We start from the raw sequence: 25,877 nt of genomic DNA, 5'->3' as shown, positions 1-25,877 counted from the left end.
CGCTACCCGCGCCCCGCGGTGGCAGACCTCAGCCGAGGCTGACCGCCGTCCAGGAGACGGGCGGCAGGGTGATCGAGATCGTGCCATCGGCGAAGACCAGGGTGTCGTTCGCGGAGAGCCCCACCCGGTTCTGGTCGGCGAGGGTGTTCGCCGCGTTGATGTCGTCGTCCGCGAGCGTCAGCGCCGTCGCGGTGGACACCGAGCCGAGGGCCCGCGCGTCGATCGTCACCGTCGCGGGCTCGGTCTGGCTCCTGTTCACCAGAAAGACACTGCCGGTCGCGCCATCGAAGGTGGCCGCCGCATCGACCACGTTCACGGTCCCGTAGTCCTTCGTCTCGTAGGTGTCTGATGCGAGTTTCACCGACAGGGCGGTGCCGGATGCCAGCCGAGACGTGACGGAGAACGGATAGAACGTGGTCTGCCTCCAGGCATCGCCGCCCGGCTCCGTCATGATCGGCGCGATCACGTTCACGAGCTGGGCGAGGGACGCCGACGTCACCCGGTCCGCGTGGTTGAGCAGGGAGATGAGCAGGCTTCCGAACACCACCGCGTCCGCGACGGAGTACACGTCCTCGAGCAGGCGCGGCGCCTCCGGCCAGTTGTCCAGCCCTTCGATCTTGTCGATGCTGTGATACCGGTCGATGTACCAGACGTTCCATTCGTCGAATGAGATGTTGATCGTCTTGTCGGACCCCCGCACCGCCTTCACGTGGTCGGCCGTCGCGACGACCGACTCGATGAAGTGGTCCATGTCCACGGCGGAGGCAAGAAAGCTGCCCGTGTCGCCGCCCTTCTCCTCGTAGTAGGCGTGGCAGGAGATGAAGTCCACGTCGTCGTAGGTGTGCTCGAGTACCGTGCGCTCCCATGATCCGAAGGTGGGCATGTGGGCGCTCGAGCTGCCGCAGACGACGAGTTCCAGGGACGGGTCGACCTGCCGCATCGCCTTCGCGGTCTGGGAGGCGAGCTTGCCGTAGTCGTCGGCGCTGCGATGGCCGAGCTGCCACGGCCCGTCCATTTCGTTGCCGAGGCACCACATCCGCACGTCGTACGGTTCGACGCGGCCGTTCGCGACCCGCTCGTCCGAGAGCTTCGTGCCCGAGCGGATGTTGCTGTACTCGAGCACGTCCAGCGCCTCCTGCACGCCCCGGGTGCCGAGGTTGACGGCATACATGAGATCGCTGCCGGCCTTCTCGAGCCAGACCGAGAACTCCTCGAGCCCGACCTGGTTGCTCTCGGTGGAGTGCCACGCGAGGTCGAGCCGTTTCGGGCGCTCGGCGCGCGGGCCGACGGAATCCTCCCAGCGGAATCCGGAGACGAAGTTGCCGCCTGGGTAGCGGATGGTGGACACGCCGAGTTCGCGCACGAGGTCGAGCACATCCTCGCGGAATCCGTTCTCGTCCGCCGTCGCGTGGCCCGGTTCGTAGATGCCGTCGTAGACGCAACGCCCCAGGTGTTCGACGAAGGAGCCGAAGAGTCGGCGATTGACCGCGCCGACCGTGAAGGACGGGTCGAGGGTGAGGTGGGCTGTAGGCATGGTTGTCTTTCGGTCAGGTCGAACGGGAGGTGAGTTGTGGTGTGTCGGGGGGTTACTTGAGGCTGCCGATGGCGAGCCCGCCGCGCCAGTACTTCTGGAGGGAGAGGAACGCGATCACGAGCGGGATCACCGAGACGAGGGATCCGACGATGATGAGCCCCCACAGAGAGTGGCCGCCGCTGTTGTTCCCGGCCGCGAGCCCCTCCCAGAGACCGATTCCGACCGTGATCGGAAACAACTGCGTGTTGGAGAGCATGGCGAGGGGAAGGAAGTAGTTGTTCCAGCTGCCGACGATCGAGAGCAGGAGCACGGTAATGAACGCCGGCCGCAGAAGCGGAAACGCCACCTGGAAGAAGGTGCGGAACTCGCCCGCCCCGTCGACGCGGGCGGCGTCGAGCAACTCGTCCGGCACGGCATCCGCGGCGTAGACCTGCATGAGGTACACCCCGAACGGGTTGAGGAGCGACGGCAGGATCACCGCCCAGATCGTGTCGGTCAGCTTGAGCTCCGAGAGGAGCACGAAGGTGGGGATCACGAGTGCGGTCAGGGGGACCATCACGGAGCCGAGCAGCAGGGCGAAGGAAAAGTTGCGGCCCCTGAACTGGAACTTCGCGAACCCATAGCCCGCGAGGACGGCAAGCACGGTCGCCCCGATGCCGCCGGCGAGCGCGTAGAACAGGGAGTTGCCGAGCCAGCGGAGGTAGATGCCGTCGTTGTACGTGAACAGTTCGGCGAGGTTCGGCCAGAGCGCGAAGTTCTTGTCGAACCACAGGGCGCCGGCGCTTCCGTTGAACAGGCCCCCCACATCCTTCGTGCTGGCCACGAAGAGCCACCAGATGGGGATGAGGAAGTACACGACGAGAGCCCCGAGGAACAGGTGCGGAACCAGATGGCTTCCGGAGCGGGCGCGCCTGCCCTCCCGTGCCGTGCGGGCGGTGCGGTTCGCCGAGGAGATGCGTGCAGTTGTCATGACAGGATGCTCCCGCGCTTGCGAGTGAAGAAGAGGAAGATGTAGACGGCGATGAAGACGATGATGCCGAGGGCGAACGAGATCGCCGACGCGTAGTTGAAGTTCGCGTAGGAGAAGGCCTGGTTGTAGGCGTACAGGTTCGGGGTGAAGTCCGGGGTTATCGATCCGTTCGACACGAGCCGCAGGATGGCGGGTTCGGTGAAGAACTGCAGCGTGCCGATAAGGGCGAAGACGAGGATCAGCACGAGCGCCGAGCTCACCAGGGGAACCTTGATCCGCATCGCGACCTGCCAGGAGTTGGCCCCGTCGATCTTCGCCGCTTCGTAGAGGGCCGGGTCGATTCCCTGCAGGGCCGCATAGATGATGATCATGTAGTACCCGGCCCACTGCCAGGTCACCACGTTCATCAGCCCGCCGAAGACGTTGTCCGGGCTGAGCGGGAACGGTGCATTGGCACCGAAGAGCCCGAACAACTGTTGGAGCGGTCCGAACGTCGGGCTGTAGAGGAAGCCCCACATGAGGGCCCCGATGACGGCCGGGATGGCGTACGGCAGGAAGATCATGAGCCGGGCGAAGCGGGCGAAACGGGTCGTGATGGCGTCGAGCACGAGGGCCGCCGAGAGCGACACGGCCATCTGCACGGGGATGAGCACGAGGGCGAAGCGCAGTACGAACCAGATTCCGCCCAGGAACGACGGGTCGGTGAAGGCCTTGACGTAGTTGTCGATGCCGGTGAAGGTCGTGCCGGTCGCGAGCCCCTTGCTGAAGAGGCTGAGGTAGAACGCGTACGCGAGCGGTGCAACGAGGAAGATGATGAAAACGATCGCGAACGGACCGATGAACAGCCATCCCGTGGCTGAGCGTCTCCGTTGGCTGGAGCCGCGCCTCGTTCGACTTGGGGAGCCTGTCGCCCCCGTGCCGCGGAGCGGCGGCCGTGCCGCGACCGCTGTTTCGTTTGCCATTCGCCAGTCCTTAGTGGTGTCGGTGTTGGGCGTTCCGGTCCCGGAGTCCGATGGGACCCCGGGACCGGATGGTGACCGGTTCGGTCAGGCTAGGCCGCTTCGGGCCGCCGCTACTCGGTGACCGTGAAGCCCTGCGATTTGGCGTACTTCACGATGTTCGCCTGCAGCTCGGTGGCCGCATCCGAACCGCTGATCTTGCCCGCGTTGATCTTCACGGTCTCCGCCTGGAGCTGCGCGTAGTAGTACACGGTGATCGGCGCGTAGACAAAGCCCTTGTAGGCGTTCTCCGCGGGGATGTAGACGTCCTTGTTCGCCGTCTGCCCGTTGAAGAATTCAGACTTGTTGTTGATGAAGTCGGCGGACTTGAGCACTCCCTGGTTGAGCGGGAAGATGACCTGGTTCTTCCAGCCGTCGGCGAGCGAGTCCGGGTCGGCGTACAGTCCAAGGGCAACTTCGGCGGCGAGCTTCTTGTCGGTCGCCTGAGTCGTGACCGCGAACGCGGACCCACCCCAGTTGACGGAGACCGGGTTTGCCGCGTCCCATTGCGGCAGCGGGGCGACCGCCCAGACGCCCTTCGAGTCACCCTTGCCGACACCGGCGCCGGTCAGGTAGCCGGGAGCCCACGCCGCCGAGGTGTACGTGGCGTATTTGCCGCCGACGACGCCCGAGATGTAGTCCGTCGTGAACTGGTCCTGCGTACCGACGAGACCCTTCTTGACGAGTCCGGCCCAGTAGTCGAGCACGTCCTTGGACGCCTGGTCGGCGAGGTTGACCGTGAGCTTCTTCGGGTCCTTCAGGTCGTACTTGTACGGCACGGCACCCTTCTGGATCTGGAGGGCCATGAGGTTGGCCGGCACGTTGGCGCCGAGGTCGCCGAACATCGGTCCGCCCGCCGCCTTCACCTTGGCCGCATCGGCGGCGTATTCGTCCCACGTGGCAGGCGGGGTGGTGATGCCGTACTTCTGGAACACGTCGGTGCGATAGATGAGAGCCATCGGACCGCCGTCGACGGGAGCGGCGTAGACCGCGCTGCCCTGCGAGACATCCTTCCAGGCGCCCGCGCTGAAGTTGGACTTGACCTTGTCGGCGCCGAGCTTGCTGATGTCGACGAGCGCATTCTGGATCTCGTACCCGGCCAAGTGGTCGGCCTCGAGCATCACGACGTCCGGCAGGCCCTTGCCGGCGGAGATGCCGGTCTGGAACTTGGTGTACTCGTCGCCGCCCTGGCCGACATTGGTCCAGCAGACCTGAACGTCCTTGTGGCCGTTGTTGAAGTTGTCGACGACCTTCGCCATGTTGGGGTACCACGCCCAGACGGAGACCTCCGGGGCGCTCTTGTTGACGATCTTGTTGGTGCAGTTGGTGAGCTTGGGGCTCGTTCCGGACGAGGTGGTGCTGCCGCCTCCGCTGCTGCAGGCGGCGAGCATGGCCGCGAGAGCGAGCGCGGACACCGCTGCGACGATGGTCTTTTTCTTCACTGTGTGTTCCCTTCGATGGTGCGTTGGACTTCGTTGTCTGAAGGTGGTGCCAGCTATCAGGACCGCTGTGAGTCCGGGCCGCCGATGCCACCGACGCCCGGCGCGGAGCGTCGGGGCGGGGCGGCTGACGGAAGGTACGCGCACGAACAACGCGGTGACAATGCGTGGGGGGCCTGCCGGCGGCAGGAGGGCTTGAAGCGGAGGGTGCGCGAAGGCAACACTCCCATCTCGAATCCTCCTTGACTCGTCGTCCACCCGGCATGACACGCTGCGGTATGCCTGCGATTTACAACGTTGTAGGTAAACGTTGTAGGAACATGATGCAGTCACCGGGTTCGCGTGTCAAGCGTTCTGGCGAAGGTGTCAGAAACTCAGGGTGCGACGATCGTCGTGGACTCGCGCTGCACCACCGTGAAACCCGCCAGATACTCGCGAGGAGGGATCTCGGCCTCGGGATTCGAGATCCGCTCCACGAGGTAGTCCACCGCCACCCGGGCGATCTCGTCCCGGCCCGGATTGATGGTGGAGAGCGTGGGGAGGGTGTATCGCGTCTCGTCGATGTCGTCGAAGCCGATGACCGCGACGTCATCAGGGATGCGCAGCCCGGCCTCCTGCAGAATGCGCATGGCGCCGAGCGCGATCGAGTCGTTGAACGCGACAACCCCGTCGAACGGCACCCCGGAGTCCAGCAGGAGCTTCATCGCCTGCGCGCCGCCGGACCTGAACCAGCCCCCCACTTCGCCGATGAGCGCGTCGTCAACCGGGATGCCGGCCTCCGCCAGCGCCTCCGCATAGCCCGTGAGCCGGAGGCCCGCCGAACCGATCACCTCGCCTCGGTGGGCGCCCAGAGCGACGATCCGACGCCGCCCGAGCGAGAGGAGATGTTCGGTGGCCGCCCTCGCCCCCTCGGTGTTGCGCATGGTCACGTGGTCGGTCGGGCCGTGGAAGATGCGCTCGCCGAGAAGCACCATCGGGGTGCGGATGTCGTCGAGCAGATGGGCGTCGTCCTCGCCGAGGGCGAGCACGCTGTACAGGATCCCGTCCACCATCTGCATCCGCGGGCCGCGGAGAAGGGCGAGCTCGGTTTCCCTGTCGTCCCCCGACTGTTCGATGATCACCGAGAGGTTCTTGGTCGCCGCGGCGCGCATGACCGAGTCGGCCAGCTCGGCGAAGTACGCGTTGCGCAGGTCCGGGATGATGAGGCTGATCACCCCGGTGCGGCCAGACCTGAGACCGCGCGCCGACAGGTTGGGTCGATAGCCGAGGGAATCGATGGCGTCGAGGACACGCTGGCGGGTCTCGGCCCGGATGTACGGGTAGTCGTTGATCACATTCGACACCGTCTTGATGGACACGCCGGCGACCCGCGCGACGTCATGCATCGTGATGGACATGCCTGCGGCTCCTGGTCCTCAGCGTTTCCGGGTGGCTGAGATCGTTCCCTGCTGCGACTTTACAACGTTGTGAAGCCGAACGGCTCAGCGCGCGAGCGCGGGCACCGTGCGCGGCCGAACGATCAGCCAGAGCGCGCCGATCGACACGAGCGCCGTGAAGGCCATGACCGTGCCCATCGGCACCGCATTGTGGATGCCGAAAAGTCCGACGATTGGCGAGATCAGGCCGGCGAGCCCGAAGTTCACCGCCCCGAGAACCGACGCGGCCGTCGCGGCCTCGCCCGCGTGGTTGACCAGCCCGAGAACCTGCAGCAGCGGGAAGGAGAATCCGCACGCCATGATGAAGAACCAGAGCGGGATCAGGATGCCGAACAGACCGAGGTGCAGCGAGTCGAGCAGCACGATCGCGACAGACGCCACGAACATCACGGCTGTCGATACCGCCAGGATCCACTGGGGACCGATCCGGCGCGCGAGCCGCGAACTGGCCTGCACGCCGAAGACCACGCCCACGGAGTTGACCGCGAAGAGAAGGCCGTACTGCTGCGCATTCAGCCCGTAGACGTCCTGGAACAGGAAGGACGACGAGGAGAGGTAGGAGAACAGGCCGGAGAAGGTCATGCCGCCGATCACCGCGACCCCGATGAAGACGCGGTCGTTGAAGATCGACCGGTAGCGCTGAAGCGCGGTGCCGTGTCCGGCATCCCTGCGCCGCGCCGGAGGCAGGGTCTCGACGATGAAGAAGATCGCCGCGAGCACCACAAAGACGCCGTACGCGACCAGGAAGACGAAGATGCCGCGCCAGTCGACGAATCGCAGCAACTGCGACCCGATCACGGGCGCCACTATCGGCGCGAGGCCGCTCACCAGCGCGAGCCTCGACAGCATCCGCACGAGCGGCAGGCCGCCGAAGAGGTCGCGCACCATGGCCATCGCCACCACGCCGCCGGCCGCCGCTCCCATGCCCTGCATGATGCGGAATCCGCCGAGCCAGAAGATGTCGGGGGCGAGGGCCGCGCCGAGGCTCGCCGAGACGTGCACGATGCTCGCGATGATGAGCGGCCAGCGGCGCCCGACCGTGTCGCTCCAGGGACCGACGAGCAGCTGCCCTACCCCGAAGCCGATAGTGGTGGCGGTGAGCGTGAGCTGGATCGCGGCCGTGCTCACGCCGAGGTCGCCCTGTAGCGCCGGAAACGCCGGCAGGTACAGGTCGATGGTGAAAGGCCCGAGGGCGGTCAGCGCCCCGAGCACGACGATGTAGACGAGCCTTTGGCGGCGAGAGAGCGAGTCTCCCGGGTGAACGACAATCGTCACGGGCAATATTCCTAGCAAGGGGGGGCGGATGGCAGGACGAGCGCCGCAAATCCGATGAGTGGGCGGGCGCCAGTGCAGGGAATCCCGCAACGATGAGAGCCCCGGTTAAAGCATAACGACGAGAGGTCGGATCTATTCCGCCGAGGGCGCGGCAGACGCGCGAAAGTTCGCCGGATCGGCCAGGAGGGCCTCGAAGGCGAGTTCGGCGGCGCCGATGATGAGCAGGTCCGCCCCGAGCTCGGCGCGGGTGACCCGCACCGATTCGCGCGACGCCTTGAGCGGCTGTCTGGCCAGTAGCCCGTCGAGGTGCGCCGGGTCCACGGCATAGATCGACGCGAGGAACCCGCCGAGGATGATGAGCTCGGGGTTGAGGGTGTTGATGGCGTTGCGCAGCGCCACGGCCAGAAAACCCAGCTGACGATGCACCTCGGCGAGCACCGCCGGGTCGGTGGACGCGACCAGTGCGGCCTCGAGCTCGTCCCCGTCGGCATTCGTGAGGCCCACGAGTGCGAGGAGGCGTTCGCGGCGCACCTCGGTCTCCAGGCAGCCTTCGGCCCCGCAGTGGCAGGGGGCGCCGTGGCTGTTGACGAGGGTGTGGCCGAGTTCGCCGGCATAGCCGGCCGCGCCGCCGAGCGGCTTGCCGCCCGAGATGATTCCCCCGCCGATGCCGCTCGCCCCGCCGTTGAGGTAGATGAGGTCGGTCACCCCTCGTCCGGCGCCGAAGGTGCTCTCCGCGAGCGTGCCGAGGTGGGCGTCGTTGGCGGCCACCACCGTGAGGCCGGTCGCCTCCTCGAGCAGCTCGGCGAACGGCTCGTCCTCCCAGCCGAGGTGGGGCGCGAGCCGGACCAGTCCGTCCTGGGTGCGCACGAGCCCCGGCACCGCCACGCCGATCCCGGTCGTCGTGTACCTCGGGTCGAGCTCCGCCCGCATCCCGGCGATGACGGCAGCGCTGATGTCGACGGCCTCGCGCACGGACGGCGTGTGGTCGACCGGGTAGCGCACCCGCTTCATGACCGTGCCACCGAGTCCGACGATTCCCACCGTCACGGCGTCGATCTCGGGGTTGACCGCGATCCCGATGGTGTGAGGGCTGGGGCGCACGACGGGGCTCGGGCGGCCGACCTGGTTGCTGGCGTCCGGGTCGACCTCCATCACGAGGTCGAGGCTCACGAGTTCGGCGACCAGGGCGGCGATGGTGGAACGGTTGAGTCCGGTCTGACGGGTGAGCAGGGAACGCGAGAGGCCGCGGTGGCGATGGACGAGCCCGAGGATCACCGACAGGTTGTGTCGGCGAACGTGGTCGTTGCTGTTCCCGCGTCCCCCCAGCGACGCCTCGGCCGTGGTCATGCCGTCGACCGCTCTGTGCTGCCCGGTGTCACGCTCGGAGTTCTGCCTTTCCCAATTCTGCGACCACGGGCGTCCCATTGGCCGCGGCCGCCGACCAGACCTTGCTCGATGCGGACTCGACGGTCGAGACCCCGCCCACACGCCGAACCGTGAAGGTCGCGTCCTCGCCGGTCGGAGTCGTCACGGTTACCCGCCGCTCGCTCTCCCCCTGGGGCAGCGAGCTCGGGTAGACCCTCACCGTGAGCCCGTCGAGATAATCGTAGTCCGGCCGGTCGTCCCGGGAGCCGATCGGGATCACCGCTCCGTCTCGCACGTAGAGCGGCAGACTGTCGAAGCCGTGCGTCTCGGTGCGCCAACCCGGACCGGCGACCGTCTCGCCGGTGAAGTAGTTGGTCCACGTGCCGGCCGGCAGGTAGAACTCGACGGTGCCGTCGGCTGTGAACACCGGGGCGACGAGCAGGTCGGCGCCGAGCATGTACTGCCGGTCGAGGTAGCCGGTGGCCGGATCGTCGGCGAACTCGAGCTGCATGGGCCGGAGCACGGGCGTGCCGGTGGCCGTCGCCTCGAGGCCCGCCGCGTAGAGGTACGGCATGAGGGCGAGTTTGAGCCTGGTGAAGAGCCGGGTCACCTCAACGGCCTCCTCGTCGAAGGCCCACGGCACCCGGTAGGACTGGCTGCCATGGAATCGGCTGTGGCTCGAGAGCAGGCCGAAGGCCGTCCACCGCTTGAAGACCCCGGCATCCGGTGTGCCCTCGAATCCGCCGATGTCGTGGCTCCAGAAACCGAAGCCGCTGAGGGCGAGCGACAAGCCGCCGCGCAGCGTCTCCGCCATCGACTCATAGGTGGAGGTGGAGTCGCCGCCCCAGTGCACGGGCATGCTCTGGCCGCCGACGGTCGCCGAGCGCGCGAAGAGCACGGCATCGCCCTCGCCGCGGTGCTCCTGCAGCACGTCGAACACGGCCTGGTTGTAGAGCTGCGTGTAGTAGTTGTGCATGCGCTCCGGGCTCGACCCGTCGAAGTACTCGACCTCCAGCGGGATGCGCTCGCCGAAGTCCGTCTTGAACGCGTCGACGCCCTGGTCGAGCAGCACCCGCAGCTTGCCCTGGTACCAGGCCACGGCATCCGGATTCGTGAAGTCGACCAGGCCCATTCCCGCCTGCCAGAGGTCCCACTGCCAGACGTCGCCGTTGGGCTTCTTCACGAGGTAGCCGGCCGCCTTTGCCTCGGCGAACAACGGGGCGCGTTGCGCGATGTACGGGTTGATCCACACGCACACGTGCAGGTTCTTCTCGTGCAGCCTGGCGAGCATCCCCTCTGGGTCGGGGAAGGTGCGCGAGTCCCACTCGAAGTCGCTCCAGTTGAATTCGCGCATCCAGAAACAGTCGAAGTGGAAGACACTGAGCGGCAGGTCGCGGTCGGCCATGCCGTCGATGAAGCTGTTCACCGTCTCTTCGTCATAGCTCGTGGTGAAGCTCGTCGAGAGCCAGAGCCCGTACGACCAGGCCGGAACGGATGCCGGGCGCCCGGTGAGCGCCGTGTAGCGTTCCAGGATCTGCTTGGGGGTGGGCCCGTAGATGATGTAGTACTCGAGGCTCTCGCCCGAGACGGAGAATTGCACCCGCTCGACCGCCTCCGAGCCGACCTCGAACGAGACGTGTCCCGGATGGTTCACGAGCACCCCGTAGCCACGGTTCGTGAGGTAGAACGGCACGTTCTTGTAGGCCTGCTCGCTCGAGGTCCCGCCGTCGGCGTTCCAGACATCCACCACCTGGCCGTTCTTCACGAGCGGGCCGAACCGCTCGCCGAGGCCGTAGACGAGCTCGCCGACGCCGAGGGAGAGACGCTCGTGCAGGTAGCTCGGTGCGAGGCCCACCACCTCGGCCCCACGCGCGTTGCCGGCCGGCACCCCATAGACCTGGGCGTTCTTGTCCACCTTGAGGTAGCCGAGCGAGTTGATGCCGCTGCTCGTGAGCTCCCGACCGGCGCCGCTGAAGCTCAGGCTCCAGGGCGCGCCGTCCGCGATCGTCGCCCTGAGATCGCCGCTCGTCAGCGTGCTCGACGAACCGTGCACCTCGACGATTCCGTGGCCGCCCTCGGCGCCCACGAGGTCGAACGCGAGTTCGTCCTTCACCCCCTGGTGGTGCTCGACCCGCACCCCGACGATGTTGGGCAGCGGCGAGGAGAGCGTCACGGTGAGTGTCGGCCGGTTGAGCACGTCGCCCCGGTGTTCGATCTCCTTGGTCGGCGCCGTGATCACCAGTGAGTGCTCGCCGGGCCAGACGTCGTACGCCTCCTTTGCGTAGAGCGCCTCGACGCCGGATCGCAACTGCCAAAAACCATCGGTGAATTTCATGAGAGCTTTCTCTGCTGGGCTACTTGACGGCGCCGGCGGTGATGCCGCGGGTCAGGGTGCGCTGGAAGATGAGGAAGAAGACGAGCGTGGGGATGAGCCCGAGCAACGCGGACGCGCTCGTCGTGGTCACGTCCATCAGCCTGTCGCCCTGGAGCACGGCGATCGCCACCGGCACGGTCTGGTTGGAATTGCTGACCAGGAAGGTCAGCGGGATGAGGAACTCGTTCCAGGTCCAGATGAAGAAGAAGATGAGGATCACGGCCAGGGTCGGTCGTGAGATCGGCACGATCACTCGCCAGAGGATCTGCCATCGGCTCGCGCCGTCGAGGGACGCCGCCTCGAGGATCTCCCGGGGGAAGGTCCCGTACACCGACGAGAGCAGGTAGGTGCCGAACGCGCTCTGGATCACCGTGAAGATGATGATGACCGACCACACGTTGTCGTACAGGCCGACCTGCTTGAACATGTAGTACAGCGGGTAGAGCAGCGCCTCCTGGGGCAGCATGTTGGCGAGCAGGAACAGGACGATGATCCAGGTGCGCCCACGCACCCGACCGATGCCGATGGCGAAGGCGTTGAACACCGAGATGAGCACCGCGAGCACCGCGACCGTGCCGCTGATGAAGAAGCTGTTCCAGAGCTTCTCCGGGAAGTTGACGCGCTTCCAGAAGTTCGCGATGCCATCGAAGTAGAGATTGTGCGGCAGCGAGAGCGGGCCGGAGGTCGCATAGTCGGCCGGCGACTTGAACGAGTTGATCAGGATGATCACGAACGGCGCGGCGATGAGAGCGCCGAACAGGATCGCCGCGGCGAGGATCAGCCAGTCGGAGAGGGTCCGCCGGGTCGCCCGCTTGCGGAGCTTGAACGGATGCTCCGTGGTCGCGGTCGGCCTTCTGGACAGGTCAGGGGCCATGGTCGCCATCAGCGCTCACTCTCCGCACGTTCTGCCCGGTTCTGGGCCTTGATGAAGACGATCGTCACGATCACGACGACCACGGTGAGCGCGGTCGCGATCGTCGCGCCGTAGCCCACCTGCTGGTTCTGGAAGAACTCGCTGTACGAGTAGTAACTGGGCACTATCGTGCTCGTGCCCGGGCCGCCGCGGGTCAGCGTGTAGATGGGTCCGAAGACCTTGAGCGCCGCGATCGTGCAGGTGAGCGTCACGACGAAGATCTCGGGACGGATGATGCTCACCGTGATCCAACGGAAGCGCTGGAGCCAGTTCGCCCCATCCAGCTCGGCCGCCTCGTACAGCTCCGGGTCCACCCGCTGGAGGGCGGCCATGAAGATCACGACGGGATACCCGAGCTGCACCCAGACCATCACGAACATGATGCTGAGAAGCGCCGTGTCCGGGCTGCCGAGCCAGTTGTGCTGCAGGGAGCCGAGGCCGACGGCCTTGAGCACCGTGTTGAGAGCACCATTCTCGGGGCGCAGGATCCAGCCGATCACGATGGCCGCGACGGCCACCGGAAGAATCTGCGGCAGATAGTAGGTAGCGCGGAGGAAGCTCGCGAGCCGGCCGCCGAACTTCTTGCCGACGAGATCGAACAGCATGGCGGCCAGGAGCAGTCCGAGCAGGGTGGGAACGATCACCATCGCGACGATCATCGCGATGCTGTTGCCGAAGGACGTCCAGAACTTGGTGTCCTGCACGAGCTCGACCCAATTGTCGAACCCGATCCAGATGGGTGGCCGGATGCCTCGCCATTCGGTGAAGCTGAGGTAGATGTTCCACAGCAGCGGCACCAGGATCACCACGGTGAAGAGCACGAAGCCCGGGATGAGGTAGAGCCAGAATGCGCCTCGCCCACCCTTGCCGCTGTTGGGCAGCAGGGCATTCTCGTCGCGTGCTCTCGTCGCTCGAACTCGAGCGACGGCGGGAACTGTCACCATGACCTGGCCTTTCGTGTGGTGCTGGATGCCCGATGGGCCGGCGTGCCGCCGGATCGGCCGATTCTCTCGAATCGACCGACCGGACGCGGCCGTGATCGTCGGGGTGGGACTACTTGGTGATGTCGTCGACGCCCGACTGGTATTCGGTTCCGAGCTCGGTGAGCACGTCCTTCGACGACTTCGTGCCGTTGACGAGCTCCTGGAGTCCGGCGTTCAGCTGGTCGTAGAAGGTCGGGGTCGGCCAGTCGGGGTAGAAGGCCAGACCGTCCTGCGCGGTGAGCTTGTTGAAGTTGTCGATGAGCTCTTTGCTCTTCGGGTCAGTGATCGACGCCGCCTCGGCCGCCACGGGGATGCCGCCGCTGTTGCCGATGAGGGCCTGGATCTCGGGGCTCATGGTGATGTCGATGAACTTGTAGGCGAGGTCCTTGTTCTTGGAGTTCTCCGGAACCACCCAGATGTTGCCAGAGGAGCCCGGGGAGAGCTTGGCACCGGGGAAGAGGAAGGTGCCCCAGTCGAAGGTCTTGACGTCGGTCACCATGCGGCCGTACCACCAGCTGCCCGAGTAGAAGATCGGGTTGGTGCCGTTGATGAAGGCCGTGCCGGCATCCTCGGCCTTGAGGCCGGTCGAGTCCTTGCTGATGTAGCCCTTGTCGACCCAGCTCTTGATGGTGTCGGCGGCGAAGGTGAAGTCCTTGTCCTGCCAATCGACCTTGCCCGTGTAGAGCTGGTAGTTGTTCACCCACTGGCGCGTCGCCTTGCTCAATGCGAGCTGGTAGAAGAGCTGGCCGAGCGGGTACTCCGCGGCGGACTCGGCGAGTGGTGTGACGCCGTTGTCTTTGAAGGTCTTGAGCGCCGCCTCGAATTCGGCGAAGGTGGTCGGCACCGCGATGTTGTACTTCGCGAAGGCGTCCTTGTTGTAGTACACGTCGACGAATTCGCCGTAGTTGGGGATGCCGTAGTAGTGCCCGCTTCCCATCACGCCCTTGGCGCTGTAGCGGGCGGTGGTCTGCAGGGATGAGGCGAGCTTCTTGTCCCACCCGTAGGCCTTGACGGCCGGGTCGAGGTTGGTGAGCAGGCCCTGGCTCGAAAGCAGTCCGGCGGTGGCATTGCCCTTGTTGTACTCGAGGATGTCGGGGGCCGCGTTCGAGTTGAGCACCTGACTGGCCGTCGAGCGGATCTGCTCGAAGCTCTTCGCCTCGAACTTCACCGTGGCGCCGGTCTCCTTCTCGAACTTCTTGATGGCGGCGTTCCAGGCGATTCCCATGGCGCTCGTGTCGCTCTCATAGTCCCAGAGAGTGAGCGTCTTTCCCTTGCCGTCGGGGTTCTTGCTGACCGAAGTCGAACTCGACGTCGAACCGCTCGCGCAGCCCGCGAGCAGCAGCGCCGTGGTTGCCAAAATGGCCCCCGCTGCGATAAGCCTCTTGCGCATCTTGTACCTCCTTGTAAAGGAGCGCCGCCCTGGTGCAGGCGTGGCAGCCACTCCGATGCCGTTTGTTGTAGAACACAACATACGCAGGAAATGCCGTCTTGCACAACCCACAATTTCGCGATCCCTGAGAACGAGCGGCGGCATCCGCCTCGAACTTCCCCGGTAAATAAGGGTTCATGGCGCAATCGGTGCCGAGAATGAGCAATGTTTTCATTCACAACAATCCGGCGGCCGCTCCCGAATTCGGGTCAGTGCAGCAGCAGTGACGCCGGATCGGCGATGAGCTCCGAGAACACGAGTTCGCCGCAGCCGATCAGCAGCTGATCGGAGGCGGACGCGGCGCCCTCGATTCGCACGTCTTCGCGCGCCGATCGGATGGCGTCGCTCAGGAGAGCGTCACCCTCCCGACCGCCGGCGTCGTAGAGGTCGCTGAGGAATCCCCCGAGCACCACCAGCGTGGGATTGAAGAGGTTGACCGCGGTGCGCACCGCGATGGCGAGCAGATCCAGTTGCTCGGAGATCAGCGCCCGCACGCCGGGGTCGCGACTCGACGCGAGTCGAGACCCGAGCAGGCCGGCCTCGGCCGGGGCGAGTCCCACCGCTTCGAGGAGTCCCGCCTGTGTCACCTCGGCCTCGAGGCAGCCCGTCGCCCCGCAGGAGCACCGGGTGCCGCGGCTGCGCACGAAGCTGTGGCCGAATTCTCCCGCGTAGCCCGCCGCTCCGCTGAGCAGCCGGCCGCCCGTGACGGCACCCCCACCGATGCCGCTCGCACCGCCGATGAAGTAGACGAAGTCGTCGACTCCCTTTCCGGCGCCGAAGACGCTCTCCGCGCGCATGGCCAGGTTGGCGGCGTTCGCGGCCCAGGCGGGGAAGGTGGTCGCCTCGGACAGCATCCGGCTGAGCGGTTCCTCGGCCCAACCCATGTGGGTGGCCTCCCGCACCGTGCCGTCGGACACCCGCACCTGGCCCGGAACGGCGACGCCGATACCGACCACTCGAAGCGACGCCTCACGTCCAGACAGAAGCCCGGCGATGGCCGCCGAGGCCAGCCTGACGACGTCGGCTGGCGTCGGCGCGGTCGCGGCCTCCAGCCGCACCTTGGCCAGGACCCTCCCGCTCATGCCCACGAGCCCGACATGAATCGCATCGACCTCGGGGTTGATCGCGATCGCGACGACGCCGGACTGGGCGTGCACAATGGGGCTCGGACGCCCCGGCACGTTGCCCGTCGTGGGCAGCGCCTCGTAGACCAGTCCCAGCTCGGCGAGTTCCGCGACCAGGTCGCCGACCGTCGAGCGGTTGAGCCCGGTCAGCCTCGTGAGTTCGGCCCTCGACAGCGGTCCCTCGCGGTGCACGAGGCCGAGAACGTTCGAGAGGTTGGAGCGCCTCAGCTGGTCGGTCGCGCCTCCCTGCACGGGCGTGCGCGAGACGAATTCGCGACTGCTGGACATGCAATGACCTTAGTCTGCGCGCCGGTCACCACGGTTCGGCTGATCCGTCATTGCGATTGGGTCTTGCGCCTCGGCGGTCGGTTGCGACTAATATGTTTCTCGAGACAACAAATCACCAACGACGCTGAAGGACATCTTCATGACCACCACCCCCACCCGTGCCGACAAGTTCTCCTTCGGCCTGTGGACCGTCGGCTACAACGGCTCGGACCCGTTCGGAGGCCCGACCCGCCCGCAGCTCGACGTCGTCGAGGCCGTCACCCGCCTCGCCGAACTCGGGGCCTATGGCCTCACCTTCCACGACGACGACCTGTTCCCGTTCGGTTCGAGCGACGCCGATCGCCAGAAGCAGATCGACCGTCTCAAGCAGGCCCTCGCGGACACCGGCCTCATCATCCCCATGGTCACCACCAACCTCTTCAGCGCCCCCGTGTTCAAGGACGGCGGCTTCACCTCCAACGACCGCGGCGTGCGCCGGTTCGCCCTGCGCAAGGCGCTGCGCCAGCTCGACCTCGGCGCCGAACTCGGTGCGCAGACCTTCGTCATGTGGGGCGGCCGTGAGGGCGCGGAGTACGACACCGCCAAGGACATCCGCGGCGCGCTCGAACGCTACCGGGAGGGCGTCAACCTGTTCGCCCAGTACGTCACGGACAAGGGCTACGACATCCGCTTCGCGATCGAGCCGAAGCCCAACGAGCCTCGCGGCGACATTCTGCTGCCCACCGTCGGCCACGCGATGGCGTTCATCGAGACCCTCGAGCGTCCAGAGCTCTTCGGGGTGAACCCCGAGGTGGGCCACGAGCAGATGGCCGGACTCAACTTCACCGCCGGCATCGCGCAGGCTCTGTACCAGGGCAAGCTGTTCCACATCGATCTCAACGGCCAGCGTGGCATCAAGTACGACCAGGACCTGGTGTTCGGCCACGGCGACCTGCAGAACGCGTTCTCGCTCGTCGACCTGCTCGAAAACGGCGGCCCCAACGGAGGGCCGGCCTACGACGGCCCCCGCCACTTCGACTACAAGCCGTCGCGCACCGAAGACATCACCGGGGTCTGGGACTCCGCTGCGGCCAACATGCGCACCTACCTGCTCCTGAAGGAGCGCGCGGCGGCCTTCCGGGCCGATCCGGAGGTGCAGGAGGCCCTCACGGCATCCCGGGTGGCCCAGGTCAACGAGCCCACGCTGAATGCCGGCGAGAGCTACGACGACCTGCTCGCCGACCGCAGTGCCTACGAGGACTTCGACACCGACTCCTACTTCGGCGGCAAGGGCTTCGGCTTCGTGCGACTCAACCAGCTTGCCCTCGAGCACCTGCTCGGCGCACGCTAGGAGCCGCACCCGCCCGTACGGCGTTCCCCCGCCGCGGCGTTCACAACTCAGGCTGGATTACTCCAGTCCCGATGCGGACGCCGCGGCTGCGGGGAGCACGCGGGCCCGAGACCAATTCAGCATGAGTCATGAATGCCGAGCAAGGGAGAACGGATGACACTCGTCGCCGGAGTCGATTCGTCTACTCAAAGCTGCAAGGTCGTGATTCGCGACCTCGAGAGCGGCACCGTGGTGCGCACCGGGCGCGCGACGCACCCGGAGGGCACCGAGGTCGACCCCGAGAACTGGTGGCAGGCCCTCCTGGCCGCGGTCGACGACGCCGGAGGGCTCGCCGATGTCGCCGCGCTCGCGGTCGGCGGGCAGCAGCACGGAATGGTGGTGCTGGATGCAGAGGGCCGCGTCATCCGGCCGGCCCTGCTCTGGAACGACACGCGCTCGGCCCCGGCCGCCGCGGACCTGATCGCCGAGGTCGGGGCGCACGAGTTCGCCGAGCGAACCGGGTCGGTTCCCGTGGCCTCGTTCACCCTCACCAAGCTCCGCTGGCTTGCCGACACGGAGCCGCAGAACGCGGCGCGCGTCGCGGCCGTCGCCCTCCCCCACGACTGGCTGACCTGGCGCCTTCGCGGCTTCGGCCCGCAGAATCCCGTTCTCGCCGAGCTCGTCACCGACCGGTCGGATGCGAGCGGCACGAGCTACTTCAATCCCGTGACGAACGGCTACGACCGCGAACTGCTCGTGATCGCCCTCCGCCGCGACCCCGCCGCCGCCAACGCCAACGCCATCGCCGAAAACACCGAAAACGCAGGAGTTCTTCTCCCGACGGTGCTCGATCCGGCGGAATCACGCACCGTGGTCGTCGGATCTCCTGCGTTTCCGGAGGGGCTCGTGGTCGGGGCCGGCGCCGGCGACAATGCCGCGGCTGCCCTGGGGCTCGACGCCCGTGACGGTGACGCCGTCGTGTCCATCGGCACGAGCGGCACCGTCTTCGCCGTCACCGCCACTCCGGCGCACGACGAGACCGGCACGGTGGCCGGGTTCGCGGATGCCTCCGGCGCCTACCTTCCCCTCGTCGCCACCCTCAACGCGGCCCGCATCCTCGACTCGACCTCGGCCCTTCTCGGGGTGGACCACGCGGAATTCGCGCGGCTCGCCCTCGAGGCGCAGCCCGGCAGCGATGGGCTCGTGCTCGTGCCGTACTTCGAGGGGGAGCGAACGCCCAACCTCCCGGGGGCCACCGCCACGCTCGGCGGCATGACTCTCGCCTCCACCACCAGGCCCAACCTCGCCCGGGCAACGATCGAGGGTCTGCTCTGCGGCCTCGCCGATGGGCTCGAGGCGATCCTCGCGCAGGGCGTCGCCGCCCGTCGCGTGCTCCTCATCGGCGGCGCCGCCCAGAACCCGGCGGTGGGGGCGATCGCGGCGCAGGTGTTCGACCTGCCGGTGGTCGTGCCCCAACCGGCCGAATACGTCGCGGCCGGAGCGGCCGCTCAGGCCGCCTGGGCCCTCACCGGGTCCCGGCCGACCTGGCCGATCGCGATGGTGTCCGAGCCGCCCAGGGACTATCGCCCGCTGATTCGCGAGCAGTATTCCGCCCTGGCACGGTCCCGCTACTAGCCGAAGAGGCTCCTGAGCCAGTCCAGGCGCACCACCTCGTGGTGTTCCTGGCCGCCCTCGTGCTCGTTGAACGGGTAGACCGAGATGCTCTTCTCCCCGCCGTAGCGATTGAACGCCGCGAACACGGTCGACGGCGGGCACGTCTGGTCCATCAGCGCGGTCGAGAAGAGTGCGGGGGCCGTCGCTCGGGAGGCGAGGACCGCACCGTCGAAGTACGACAGGGTGCGGTAGGCGCGCTCGGCGTCCGGTCGGTTGCGCCGGAGGTAGCGCACGATCTCCTGGTACGGGTCGTTGTCGGTGAGGGTGATCGCGCGCTCGAAGTTGCAGAGGAACGGCACGTCGACGAGCGCCCCGGCGAGCCCGGTGACGAGCGCCGAGACGGCGAGGGTGATGCCGCCGCCCTGGCTGATCCCCGCGACGACGATGCGCTCGGGGTCCACGAACGGCGAGGCCTTCGCCGCCTCCACCGCGCGCACGGCGTCGGCGAAGATGCGACGGTAGTAGTAGGTAGCCGGATCGAGGATGCCGCGGGTCATCATGCCGGGCGCCGCCTGCAGTCCGGAGTCGGCTGCGGCATCCGGGGTGTCGGCCGTCGACCAGCCCCAGCCGTGCCCGCGCGAGTCCATCACGAAGTGGGCGTGGCCGGCGAGCGCGTAGAACACTCGCGAGTGCACGAGGCCCCGGCCGCCGGAGTAGCCGAGGTACTCGACAACCGTCGACAAGGGACCGGTCGACCCGGCCGGCACATGCAACCAGCCCTTGATGCGGTTGCCGCCGAACCCGGAGAAGGTCACGTCGTAGCTGTCGACGAGGGTGAAGCCGTTGTCCACCGGCACGAACGTCGCGTCCAGGTCGAATCCGCGGGTCTCCGCGAGGGTGCCCGCCCAGAACGCATCGAGGTCATCCGGCACGGCGAGGTCCGGGGTGTATTCCTGCAGTTCGGCGAGGGACAGGTCGAAAAAGGCCAAGCGACTACTCCAATGGTGAGACGGCGAAAACAACACTACGGCCGGAGCCGGGGCAACTACCGTAACCGGCCGCGGTGGCGGTTGCCCTCACCAACCGTTCGGTGTCGCCCCCAAGGGCACGGGCTCCGGTCGCGCGATCGTGCTGGTGAGGTCGACCACCCGGTGTTCGTGCCCTGCGCGAAGCACGGCATCCATGATTTCGAGCACATGGAACGCGAGTTCTCCCGACGCTCGGTGCGGGCGATCAGTCTCGATCGCATGCGCAAGGTCCGCCAGCCCGACGCCGCGCCCGGCATCCGCATACCCCGCAGAGACGGGGACGTCTGTCCATTCCGGCTTCTCCACCGTCCAGACCTGCACCGTGTCGGAGAACCGGTTGGGATCGGGCACCGCGATCGTGCCCGTCGTTCCATAGAGTTCGAACAGCGGGGCGCGGGAGGCCCACACCTCGAAGCTCACTGTCACGGTCGATGTCACCCCGTTCTCGTGTTCGAGAATCGCACTGACATGAGTGTCGACGCCGACGGGAACACTGCTGCCGGCCTGGCTCCCTGTCGCTACCGTGCGCTCCCTGTTCGAACGGGTCGCGACGCCGGACACTCGGATCACCGGCCCCAGCAGCGTGACGAGGGTCGTGAGATAGTACGGGGCCATGTCGAACAACGGTCCGCCACCGGGCTGATAGTAGAACTGGGGCGCCGGATGCCAGAGCTCGTGGCCCGGCGAACTCCAGTGCACCGCCGCGGCAACGGGGTCGCCGATCGCTCCGGAATCCAGCAGCGCGCGCGCCGTCTGCACGCCCGTGCCGAGCACGGTGTCCGGAGCGCTGCCCACCCGCAGGCCAAGCTGGCGCGCGAGTTCGAGCATGGGCGCCGCCTCATCGGGGTCCAGCGCCAGGGGCTTCTCGCCATAGACATGCTTTCCTGCCCGCAGCGCGCGGGTCGCGATGTCGATGTGCGCGGCGGGAATGGTGAGGTTCAGCACGGCGTCAATGCGAGGATCGGCGAGCAGCGCGTCGACGCTCAGCGCCTCGACTCCGCGCTCTGCCGCCACCTCGGCCGCGCGAGCCTCGTTGACATCCGCGACAGCCACGACGCGCAATCCGGGCAACTGGGGAAACGCCTCGAAGTACTGGGCGCTTATCGTGCCGACTCCGATCATTCCGATGTTCAACGCGCCGCCCACAGCAAGCCTCTTTCCACAATCGTCCGTACATTCGGGTTCTCGAGCACCTCGAGTCGGTGCCCGGGCGCCGACACGAAGACTCGACCCTTGCCCCACTGCCTAGTCCAGATTGCCGGGGCGGTGACGGGGCGATTCCAGGCGTCCCAGGGGCGAACGGCCTGTGTCGTCGTGGCCAGCACGTCGTTGTATTCGTCGCTCAGCACCCAGTACTGCTCGGTCACCAGGTCGAAGTCGTCGATCCCGCGCGTGATGGGGTGCGAGCGACCCAGTTCGGTGATGTGCACCGTGTACGGGATGTAGTTGTCGGACTGTTCGCCGGTGCGTTCTGCCGGGTGTTTGCCCGCGTGGTGAGCGAACTGTCCGCCGATCATGTGCAGGTAGTCGGCGTTGTCGCGATACGAGTCCGCGATCCCTCCGTGCCAGCCGCCCATTCCGGTGCCGTTCACCACAGCGGTCTGAAGGCCGGCGAATTCGTCTTTGGTGATGGATGCCATGGTGTTGATCTGCAGGATCAGGTCGACGGTCGCGAGGTAGTCGGCATCCGTGTAGACCGCCGGCGACTCCTCGATGCGAACCGTGAAGCCGTTCCCCTCGAGGAACGGGATCATCGAGTTGGTGGTCTCGACGGGCTGGTGCCCGTCCCACCCGCCTCGCACGATGAGCGCGTTGCGCTCGTTTGGTGTTGCCGAAGTCATCGAGCTCTCCCCATTCGACGGCCATTGCCGCTCATTGTTTCTGCATTCCAGGACTGTCTCCGTCGTGACCGCCCACGGCGATCCAGGAGCTTCCGGCCGCCGAACTGGTCTCGACCGCCTCCAGCACCCGCTGCACCTGGAGCCCGTCGTCGAACGACGGGCGCGGCTGGGTGCCCGCGGCGATGTCCACCAGCAGGTCTCGCACCTGGTGTGAGAACGGGTGTTCGTACCCGATGCCATGTCCGGTAGGCCACCATGCCGCCATGTACGGATGCTCCGGCTCCGTCACGAGAATGCGGCGGAAGCCGTGCAGTCCCGCCGCGTCCGTGCCGTCGTAGAACTCGAGTTCGTTCATCCGCTCGAGGTCGAAGGCGATGGCGCCCGTCGAACCGCTGAACTCGAGGCGGAAGGCATTCTTGCGTCCGGTCGCGTACCGCGTCGCCTCGAACGAGCACAGCACTCCGCCGTCGAGCCGGGCCGTGAACAGCGCAATGTCATCGACGGTCACCCGCCCTCTCTCCTCGGACGCCGTTCCGCTGAGGCCGATTGATTCGCTGAGCAACGGCCGTTCGGACACGAGCGTTTCCAGAATTCCGCTGACGCTGTTCACCCGGCGACCGGTGATGAATTGCACCGCATCGATCGCGTGCGCTCCGATGTCGCCCAGGGAACCCGAGCCGGCAAGGTCCTTGTCGAGTCGCCAGGTCATGGGACCTTCCGCGTCCACGAGCCAGTCCTGCAGATAGAGCGCGCGCACCTGTCTCAGTTCGCCGATCTTGCCTGCAGCGACCAGATCGCGGGCAAAGGTGATCGCCGGCACGCGCCGGTAGCTGAAGCCCACCATGGCGTACACCCCGCGCGCGGCTGCGCGACCGGCCGCGTCGGCCATCCGCCGGGCCTCGTTCACCGTGTTGGCGAGCGGCTTTTCGCAGAGCACATGCTTGCCGGCCTCGAGCGCCGCTATCGCGATCTCGACGTGGGTGGAACCGGGGCTGCAGATGTCGACGAGGTCGATGTCGTCGCGCTCGATCACGCGCTTCCAGTCCGTTTCGGTCGACGCCCAGCCGAATCGCTCCCCCGCCGCCTCGACCCGCGATCGGTCGCGCCCGACGATCACCGACATTCGTGGCTCGAACGGCAAGTCAAAGAAACGAGGTGCGACCCGCCACGCCTGGGAATGAGCTGCTCCCATGAAACCGTAGCCAACGAGCGCCACGCCGAACGGGGGTCGACTCATCTGCGCAGACTCCTTCTTCGGTTCGGCTGGAACGAGGTGGCCAGCCGGATTGCGTGTGCCGTCACGCTATCTCGGTCGCGGGGATCTGCGCAACCTTTCTTCATCATGACAGAAACATGTCGTGCGAGTTTGGGCCCCTCAGCCTCTGGGCGGCGCCGTGCTTGCCCGCACCACCAGGCTCGTCGCCAGATCGATTCGAACAAGCTTCCGGTGAGGATCGTCACGCAGGGCCAGCACCAGGCGCGTCGCCTGCTCGGCCATCTCGATCAGCGGCTGATGCACGGTCGTCAGTTTGGGCCCCATCCAACTCGCACTGGGCACATCGTCATAGCCGACCACGGAGACGTCATCCGGCACGACGAGCCCCAACATCCGTGCGGCTTCGTACACTCCGAATGCCTGGAGATCGTTGCCCGCGAAGATCGCCGTCGGCCGATCCGCCCTCGACAGAAGCCTCGTGCCTGCCGCGACGCCGTCCTCGTAGTGAAACTCGCCGGCGTCAACGAGCGTCGGGTCGATCGGGATGCCCGCCTCTTCCAGCGCGGCACGGTAACCGGACAGCCGTGCGCGTGAGCACAGCATGGCCAGCGGACCGCTGACCATGGCGATTCTGCGATGACCCAGCTCGACCAGGTGGCGAGTGGCGGCCAGCCCGCCCGCCCAGTTGGCGGAGCCCACCGAGGCGACATCGGGATCGGGATCCCCGGCGGGATCGAGCACGACGAACGGGATGTTCCGCGTTGCCAACTGGCGCTTGTGATCGATGGACAGGTTCGAGAAGAGCAGGATGACGCCGACCGGCTGCCGCCGCAGGATCCCGTCGATCCAATCGGGCGAGAGCGACAGGTGACCGCCGCTCTCGGTCAGGATGACGCTGAGCCCGTTCTCCCGGGCGACGCGCTCGACTCCTCGGATGATCTGAAGCGACCACTCACTGTCGATGTTGTCAAACACGAGCTCGATGAGCTTTCCCTGCTCGTACGCGGTGCCACGCCGACTGTATCCAGCGCTGTGCAGCAATCCTTCGATTCGCTCACGCACCGCATCCGAGACACCGGCCCGGCCGTTGAGCACCTTCGACACCGTGGACATCGACACGGACGCATCGCGGGCGATCTCCGCGAGCGTGGCCCGTCCCGGCGAAACCTTTTGCAGACTCATGCGCCAATGGTAGTGCGCATCCGGGGTCGTTCTCAGGCTTCGGGCGCGGGCTTCTCCCCCTGTTTGTCTGTTGACAACGCCCAAGAAGCATTGAATACTGAGGCCGTCGCCGCACGAAACCTTTTCATCCATAAAGCGACACATGCATCCAAAGAAGAATCATGGCCGCCGCCACTGGCGACGGCGGCTGGAAAGGAAACTGTCATGGCGTCACAATCCACAGGATCTTCCTTCTCGAGGCGGGGGTTCCTAGGAATCGCGGGAGGCGTCGCAGCGACCGCCGCACTCGCAGCGTGTTCGACGGGAGGCGGATCCGGAGGTTCCGCCAAGGGCATCAAGTTCTGGAACATGCCGTGGGGCGGAACGGAGTTCAATCCGCTGGACAAGAAGATCACCCTCGCCTACGCACCGAAGAGCGGGTTGGGCGCGGCCACCTACCAGGAGATCCAGTGGGCGAACTTCACCCAGACCTTCTCGTCCGCCGTGGCGTCGAACACCGGCCCGGCAGTGAGTTCTGGCGGTGGAACACAGGCGTTCCAGTTCGCCAACCAGGGCAAGATCGCGTACGCCGACAACCTGCTCGACAGCTGGAAGAAGAACGGCATCTACGACGACTTCTTCGACGGTCTGGTCGACACGATGAAGACCGACAAGGGCTACGCCGCGGTGCCCTACAACCTCGACGTGCGCATCTCCTGGTACAACAAGACGCTGCTGTCGGAGGCTGGCGTCGAGCCGCCGACGGATTGGGACTCCTACCGGAACGTGTGCGCAGCGCTCAAGAAGAACGGCGTCTACGGCTTCGGGCTCGGCTCCGGCGCCGGTAGCTTCACGGGCAGTCACATCCTCGCGGCGTTCATGATCAACAACGGCGGCGGACTCTTCAACGCGGACAAGAAGCCGGATTGCGTCACTCCCGAAAACATCGAGGCCATGCAATTCATCCTCGACCTCGTGAAGAGCGGATACAGCGACCCAGCGGCCGCCACCTACACGAGCGCCAACGTTCAGGCGCAGTGGAAGGCGAAGAAGTTCGGTTTCGGCTGGGACGGCGCCGGGCTCGCCGCGGGCGCCGTGGGCGATGTGGCGGGCGACCTCGTGGTCGGCAGCCCGCTCACCAGCCCGAGCGGCAAGAAGGGCGGCCTGTACTTCCCGAACAACATCATGATGTACAAGAACACGCCGAGTCAGGCCAGCTCCGAAGCCTTCCTCACGTACTACTACCAGAACATGAAGGACCTGTGGACGAAGAAGACGGGGATCGGCCTGCCGCCGTTGAAGTCGATCGCGGACACCCCTGAGTTCAAGGCAGACCCGAACAACGTGAAGATCATCGAGGAATGGCAGCCCATCTTCAAGACCTGGGCCGCTCCCGGGGGAGACGGGCTGTTCTACAACATCGCCAACACCGTCGATGGAACTGCTCCGATGATCACCTTCGCGCAGTCGATCCTCGGTGGCAGCACCACTGCGAAGAGTGCCCTGACCACGCTGCAGACCTCAATGGAAGGCCTCATGAAGTAGTGCCGGTTCGGCTGGGCCCAGCGCGAGCCGGGCCC

At 66.4% G+C, this 25,877-nt stretch carries 20 protein-coding genes; 3 read left to right on the top strand and 17 right to left on the bottom strand.

Annotated elements, in window-relative coordinates:
* Window positions 1-28: 28 nt before the first annotated feature.
* The 12 genes from arfA to FVP33_RS02285 all read right to left on the bottom strand — a co-directional run bounded on the left by arfA (window position 29) and on the right by FVP33_RS02285 (window position 16,128).
* Window positions 29-1,534 carry an arabinosylfuranosidase ArfA gene (gene arfA / locus FVP33_RS02340; RefSeq protein ID WP_147782011.1) on the bottom strand — a complete coding sequence of 502 codons (1,506 nt, stop codon included), beginning with the start codon at window positions 1,532-1,534 and terminating at the stop codon, window positions 29-31.
* A 52-nt stretch (window positions 1,535-1,586) separates the two neighbouring features.
* Window positions 1,587-2,504 (bottom strand): carbohydrate ABC transporter permease, encoded by a 918-nt coding sequence (locus tag FVP33_RS02335; protein WP_147782010.1) that lies wholly within the window; start codon window positions 2,502-2,504, stop codon window positions 1,587-1,589.
* Window positions 2,501-3,466, bottom strand: coding sequence for a carbohydrate ABC transporter permease (locus FVP33_RS02330; RefSeq protein ID WP_147782009.1), 966 nt, complete (start codon window positions 3,464-3,466; stop codon window positions 2,501-2,503). The genes FVP33_RS02335 and FVP33_RS02330 overlap by 4 nt, the downstream gene beginning before the upstream one ends.
* A gap of 110 nt (window positions 3,467-3,576) precedes the next feature.
* Entirely contained in the window at window positions 3,577-4,944 is a 1,368-nt protein-coding gene (locus FVP33_RS02325; RefSeq protein ID WP_187270543.1) for an extracellular solute-binding protein, read from the bottom strand.
* A 371-nt stretch (window positions 4,945-5,315) separates the two neighbouring features.
* Complete coding sequence (locus FVP33_RS02320) at window positions 5,316-6,338, bottom strand: LacI family DNA-binding transcriptional regulator (protein WP_147782008.1); 1,023 nt, start codon at window positions 6,336-6,338, stop codon at window positions 5,316-5,318.
* An 84-nt stretch (window positions 6,339-6,422) separates the two neighbouring features.
* Window positions 6,423-7,652: a multidrug effflux MFS transporter gene (locus FVP33_RS02315; protein ID WP_147782007.1), complete on the bottom strand. Its 1,230-nt coding sequence runs from the start codon at window positions 7,650-7,652 to the stop codon at window positions 6,423-6,425.
* Between the two features lie 132 nt (window positions 7,653-7,784).
* Window positions 7,785-8,999, bottom strand: a complete 1,215-nt coding sequence (locus FVP33_RS02310) for an ROK family protein (protein WP_187270542.1) — start codon at window positions 8,997-8,999, stop codon at window positions 7,785-7,787.
* Window positions 9,000-9,027: 28 nt separating this feature from the next.
* The gene (yicI, locus tag FVP33_RS02305; protein WP_147782006.1) at window positions 9,028-11,352 is read right to left on the bottom strand and encodes an alpha-xylosidase; all 2,325 of its coding nucleotides are present in this window, start codon (window positions 11,350-11,352) and stop codon (window positions 9,028-9,030) included.
* A gap of 19 nt (window positions 11,353-11,371) precedes the next feature.
* Complete coding sequence (locus tag FVP33_RS02300; RefSeq protein ID WP_147782080.1) at window positions 11,372-12,265, bottom strand: carbohydrate ABC transporter permease; 894 nt, start codon at window positions 12,263-12,265, stop codon at window positions 11,372-11,374.
* Between the two features lie 8 nt (window positions 12,266-12,273).
* Window positions 12,274-13,248 (bottom strand): carbohydrate ABC transporter permease, encoded by a 975-nt coding sequence (locus FVP33_RS02295; RefSeq protein ID WP_147782005.1) that lies wholly within the window; start codon window positions 13,246-13,248, stop codon window positions 12,274-12,276.
* A 109-nt stretch (window positions 13,249-13,357) separates the two neighbouring features.
* Window positions 13,358-14,677, bottom strand: a complete 1,320-nt coding sequence (locus FVP33_RS02290) for an ABC transporter substrate-binding protein (RefSeq protein WP_147782004.1) — start codon at window positions 14,675-14,677, stop codon at window positions 13,358-13,360.
* A 248-nt stretch (window positions 14,678-14,925) separates the two neighbouring features.
* Window positions 14,926-16,128, bottom strand: coding sequence for an ROK family transcriptional regulator (locus FVP33_RS02285; RefSeq protein WP_147782003.1), 1,203 nt, complete (start codon window positions 16,126-16,128; stop codon window positions 14,926-14,928).
* Between the two features lie 139 nt (window positions 16,129-16,267).
* On the opposite strand from FVP33_RS02285, the gene xylA reads away from it, so the two are divergent.
* Window positions 16,268-17,458 (top strand): xylose isomerase, encoded by a 1,191-nt coding sequence (gene xylA, locus FVP33_RS02280; protein WP_147782002.1) that lies wholly within the window; start codon window positions 16,268-16,270, stop codon window positions 17,456-17,458.
* Between the two features lie 153 nt (window positions 17,459-17,611).
* Complete coding sequence (gene xylB, locus FVP33_RS02275; protein WP_147782001.1) at window positions 17,612-19,072, top strand: xylulokinase; 1,461 nt, start codon at window positions 17,612-17,614, stop codon at window positions 19,070-19,072.
* Here the strand turns inward: xylB and FVP33_RS02270 are convergent.
* The 5 genes from FVP33_RS02270 to FVP33_RS02250 form a co-directional block, all read right to left on the bottom strand.
* Window positions 19,069-20,040 carry an acetylxylan esterase gene (locus tag FVP33_RS02270; protein WP_147782000.1) on the bottom strand — a complete coding sequence of 324 codons (972 nt, stop codon included), beginning with the start codon at window positions 20,038-20,040 and terminating at the stop codon, window positions 19,069-19,071. The genes xylB and FVP33_RS02270 overlap by 4 nt on opposite strands.
* An 87-nt stretch (window positions 20,041-20,127) precedes the next feature.
* Window positions 20,128-21,225: a Gfo/Idh/MocA family protein gene (locus tag FVP33_RS02265; protein WP_147781999.1), complete on the bottom strand. Its 1,098-nt coding sequence runs from the start codon at window positions 21,223-21,225 to the stop codon at window positions 20,128-20,130.
* Window positions 21,210-21,920 carry a ThuA domain-containing protein gene (locus FVP33_RS02260; RefSeq protein WP_147781998.1) on the bottom strand — a complete coding sequence of 237 codons (711 nt, stop codon included), beginning with the start codon at window positions 21,918-21,920 and terminating at the stop codon, window positions 21,210-21,212. Before FVP33_RS02260 ends, FVP33_RS02265 begins: the two co-directional genes overlap by 16 nt.
* 31 nt (window positions 21,921-21,951) lie before the next feature.
* Window positions 21,952-23,157 (bottom strand): Gfo/Idh/MocA family protein, encoded by a 1,206-nt coding sequence (locus FVP33_RS02255; protein WP_147781997.1) that lies wholly within the window; start codon window positions 23,155-23,157, stop codon window positions 21,952-21,954.
* 138 nt (window positions 23,158-23,295) lie between these two features.
* Entirely contained in the window at window positions 23,296-24,450 is a 1,155-nt protein-coding gene (locus FVP33_RS02250) for a LacI family DNA-binding transcriptional regulator (RefSeq protein ID WP_246142130.1), read from the bottom strand.
* A gap of 72 nt (window positions 24,451-24,522) precedes the next feature.
* On the opposite strand from FVP33_RS02250, the gene FVP33_RS02245 reads away from it, so the two are divergent.
* Window positions 24,523-25,842, top strand: a complete 1,320-nt coding sequence (locus FVP33_RS02245) for an ABC transporter substrate-binding protein (protein ID WP_147781996.1) — start codon at window positions 24,523-24,525, stop codon at window positions 25,840-25,842.
* Window positions 25,843-25,877 lie beyond the last annotated feature (35 nt).

It is taken from the genome of Lacisediminihabitans profunda (genome assembly GCF_008040105.1).
GTDB classification, from domain to species: domain Bacteria; phylum Actinomycetota; class Actinomycetes; order Actinomycetales; family Microbacteriaceae; genus Lacisediminihabitans; species Lacisediminihabitans profunda.
This window is presented reverse-complemented; position numbering and strand designations above follow the sequence as displayed.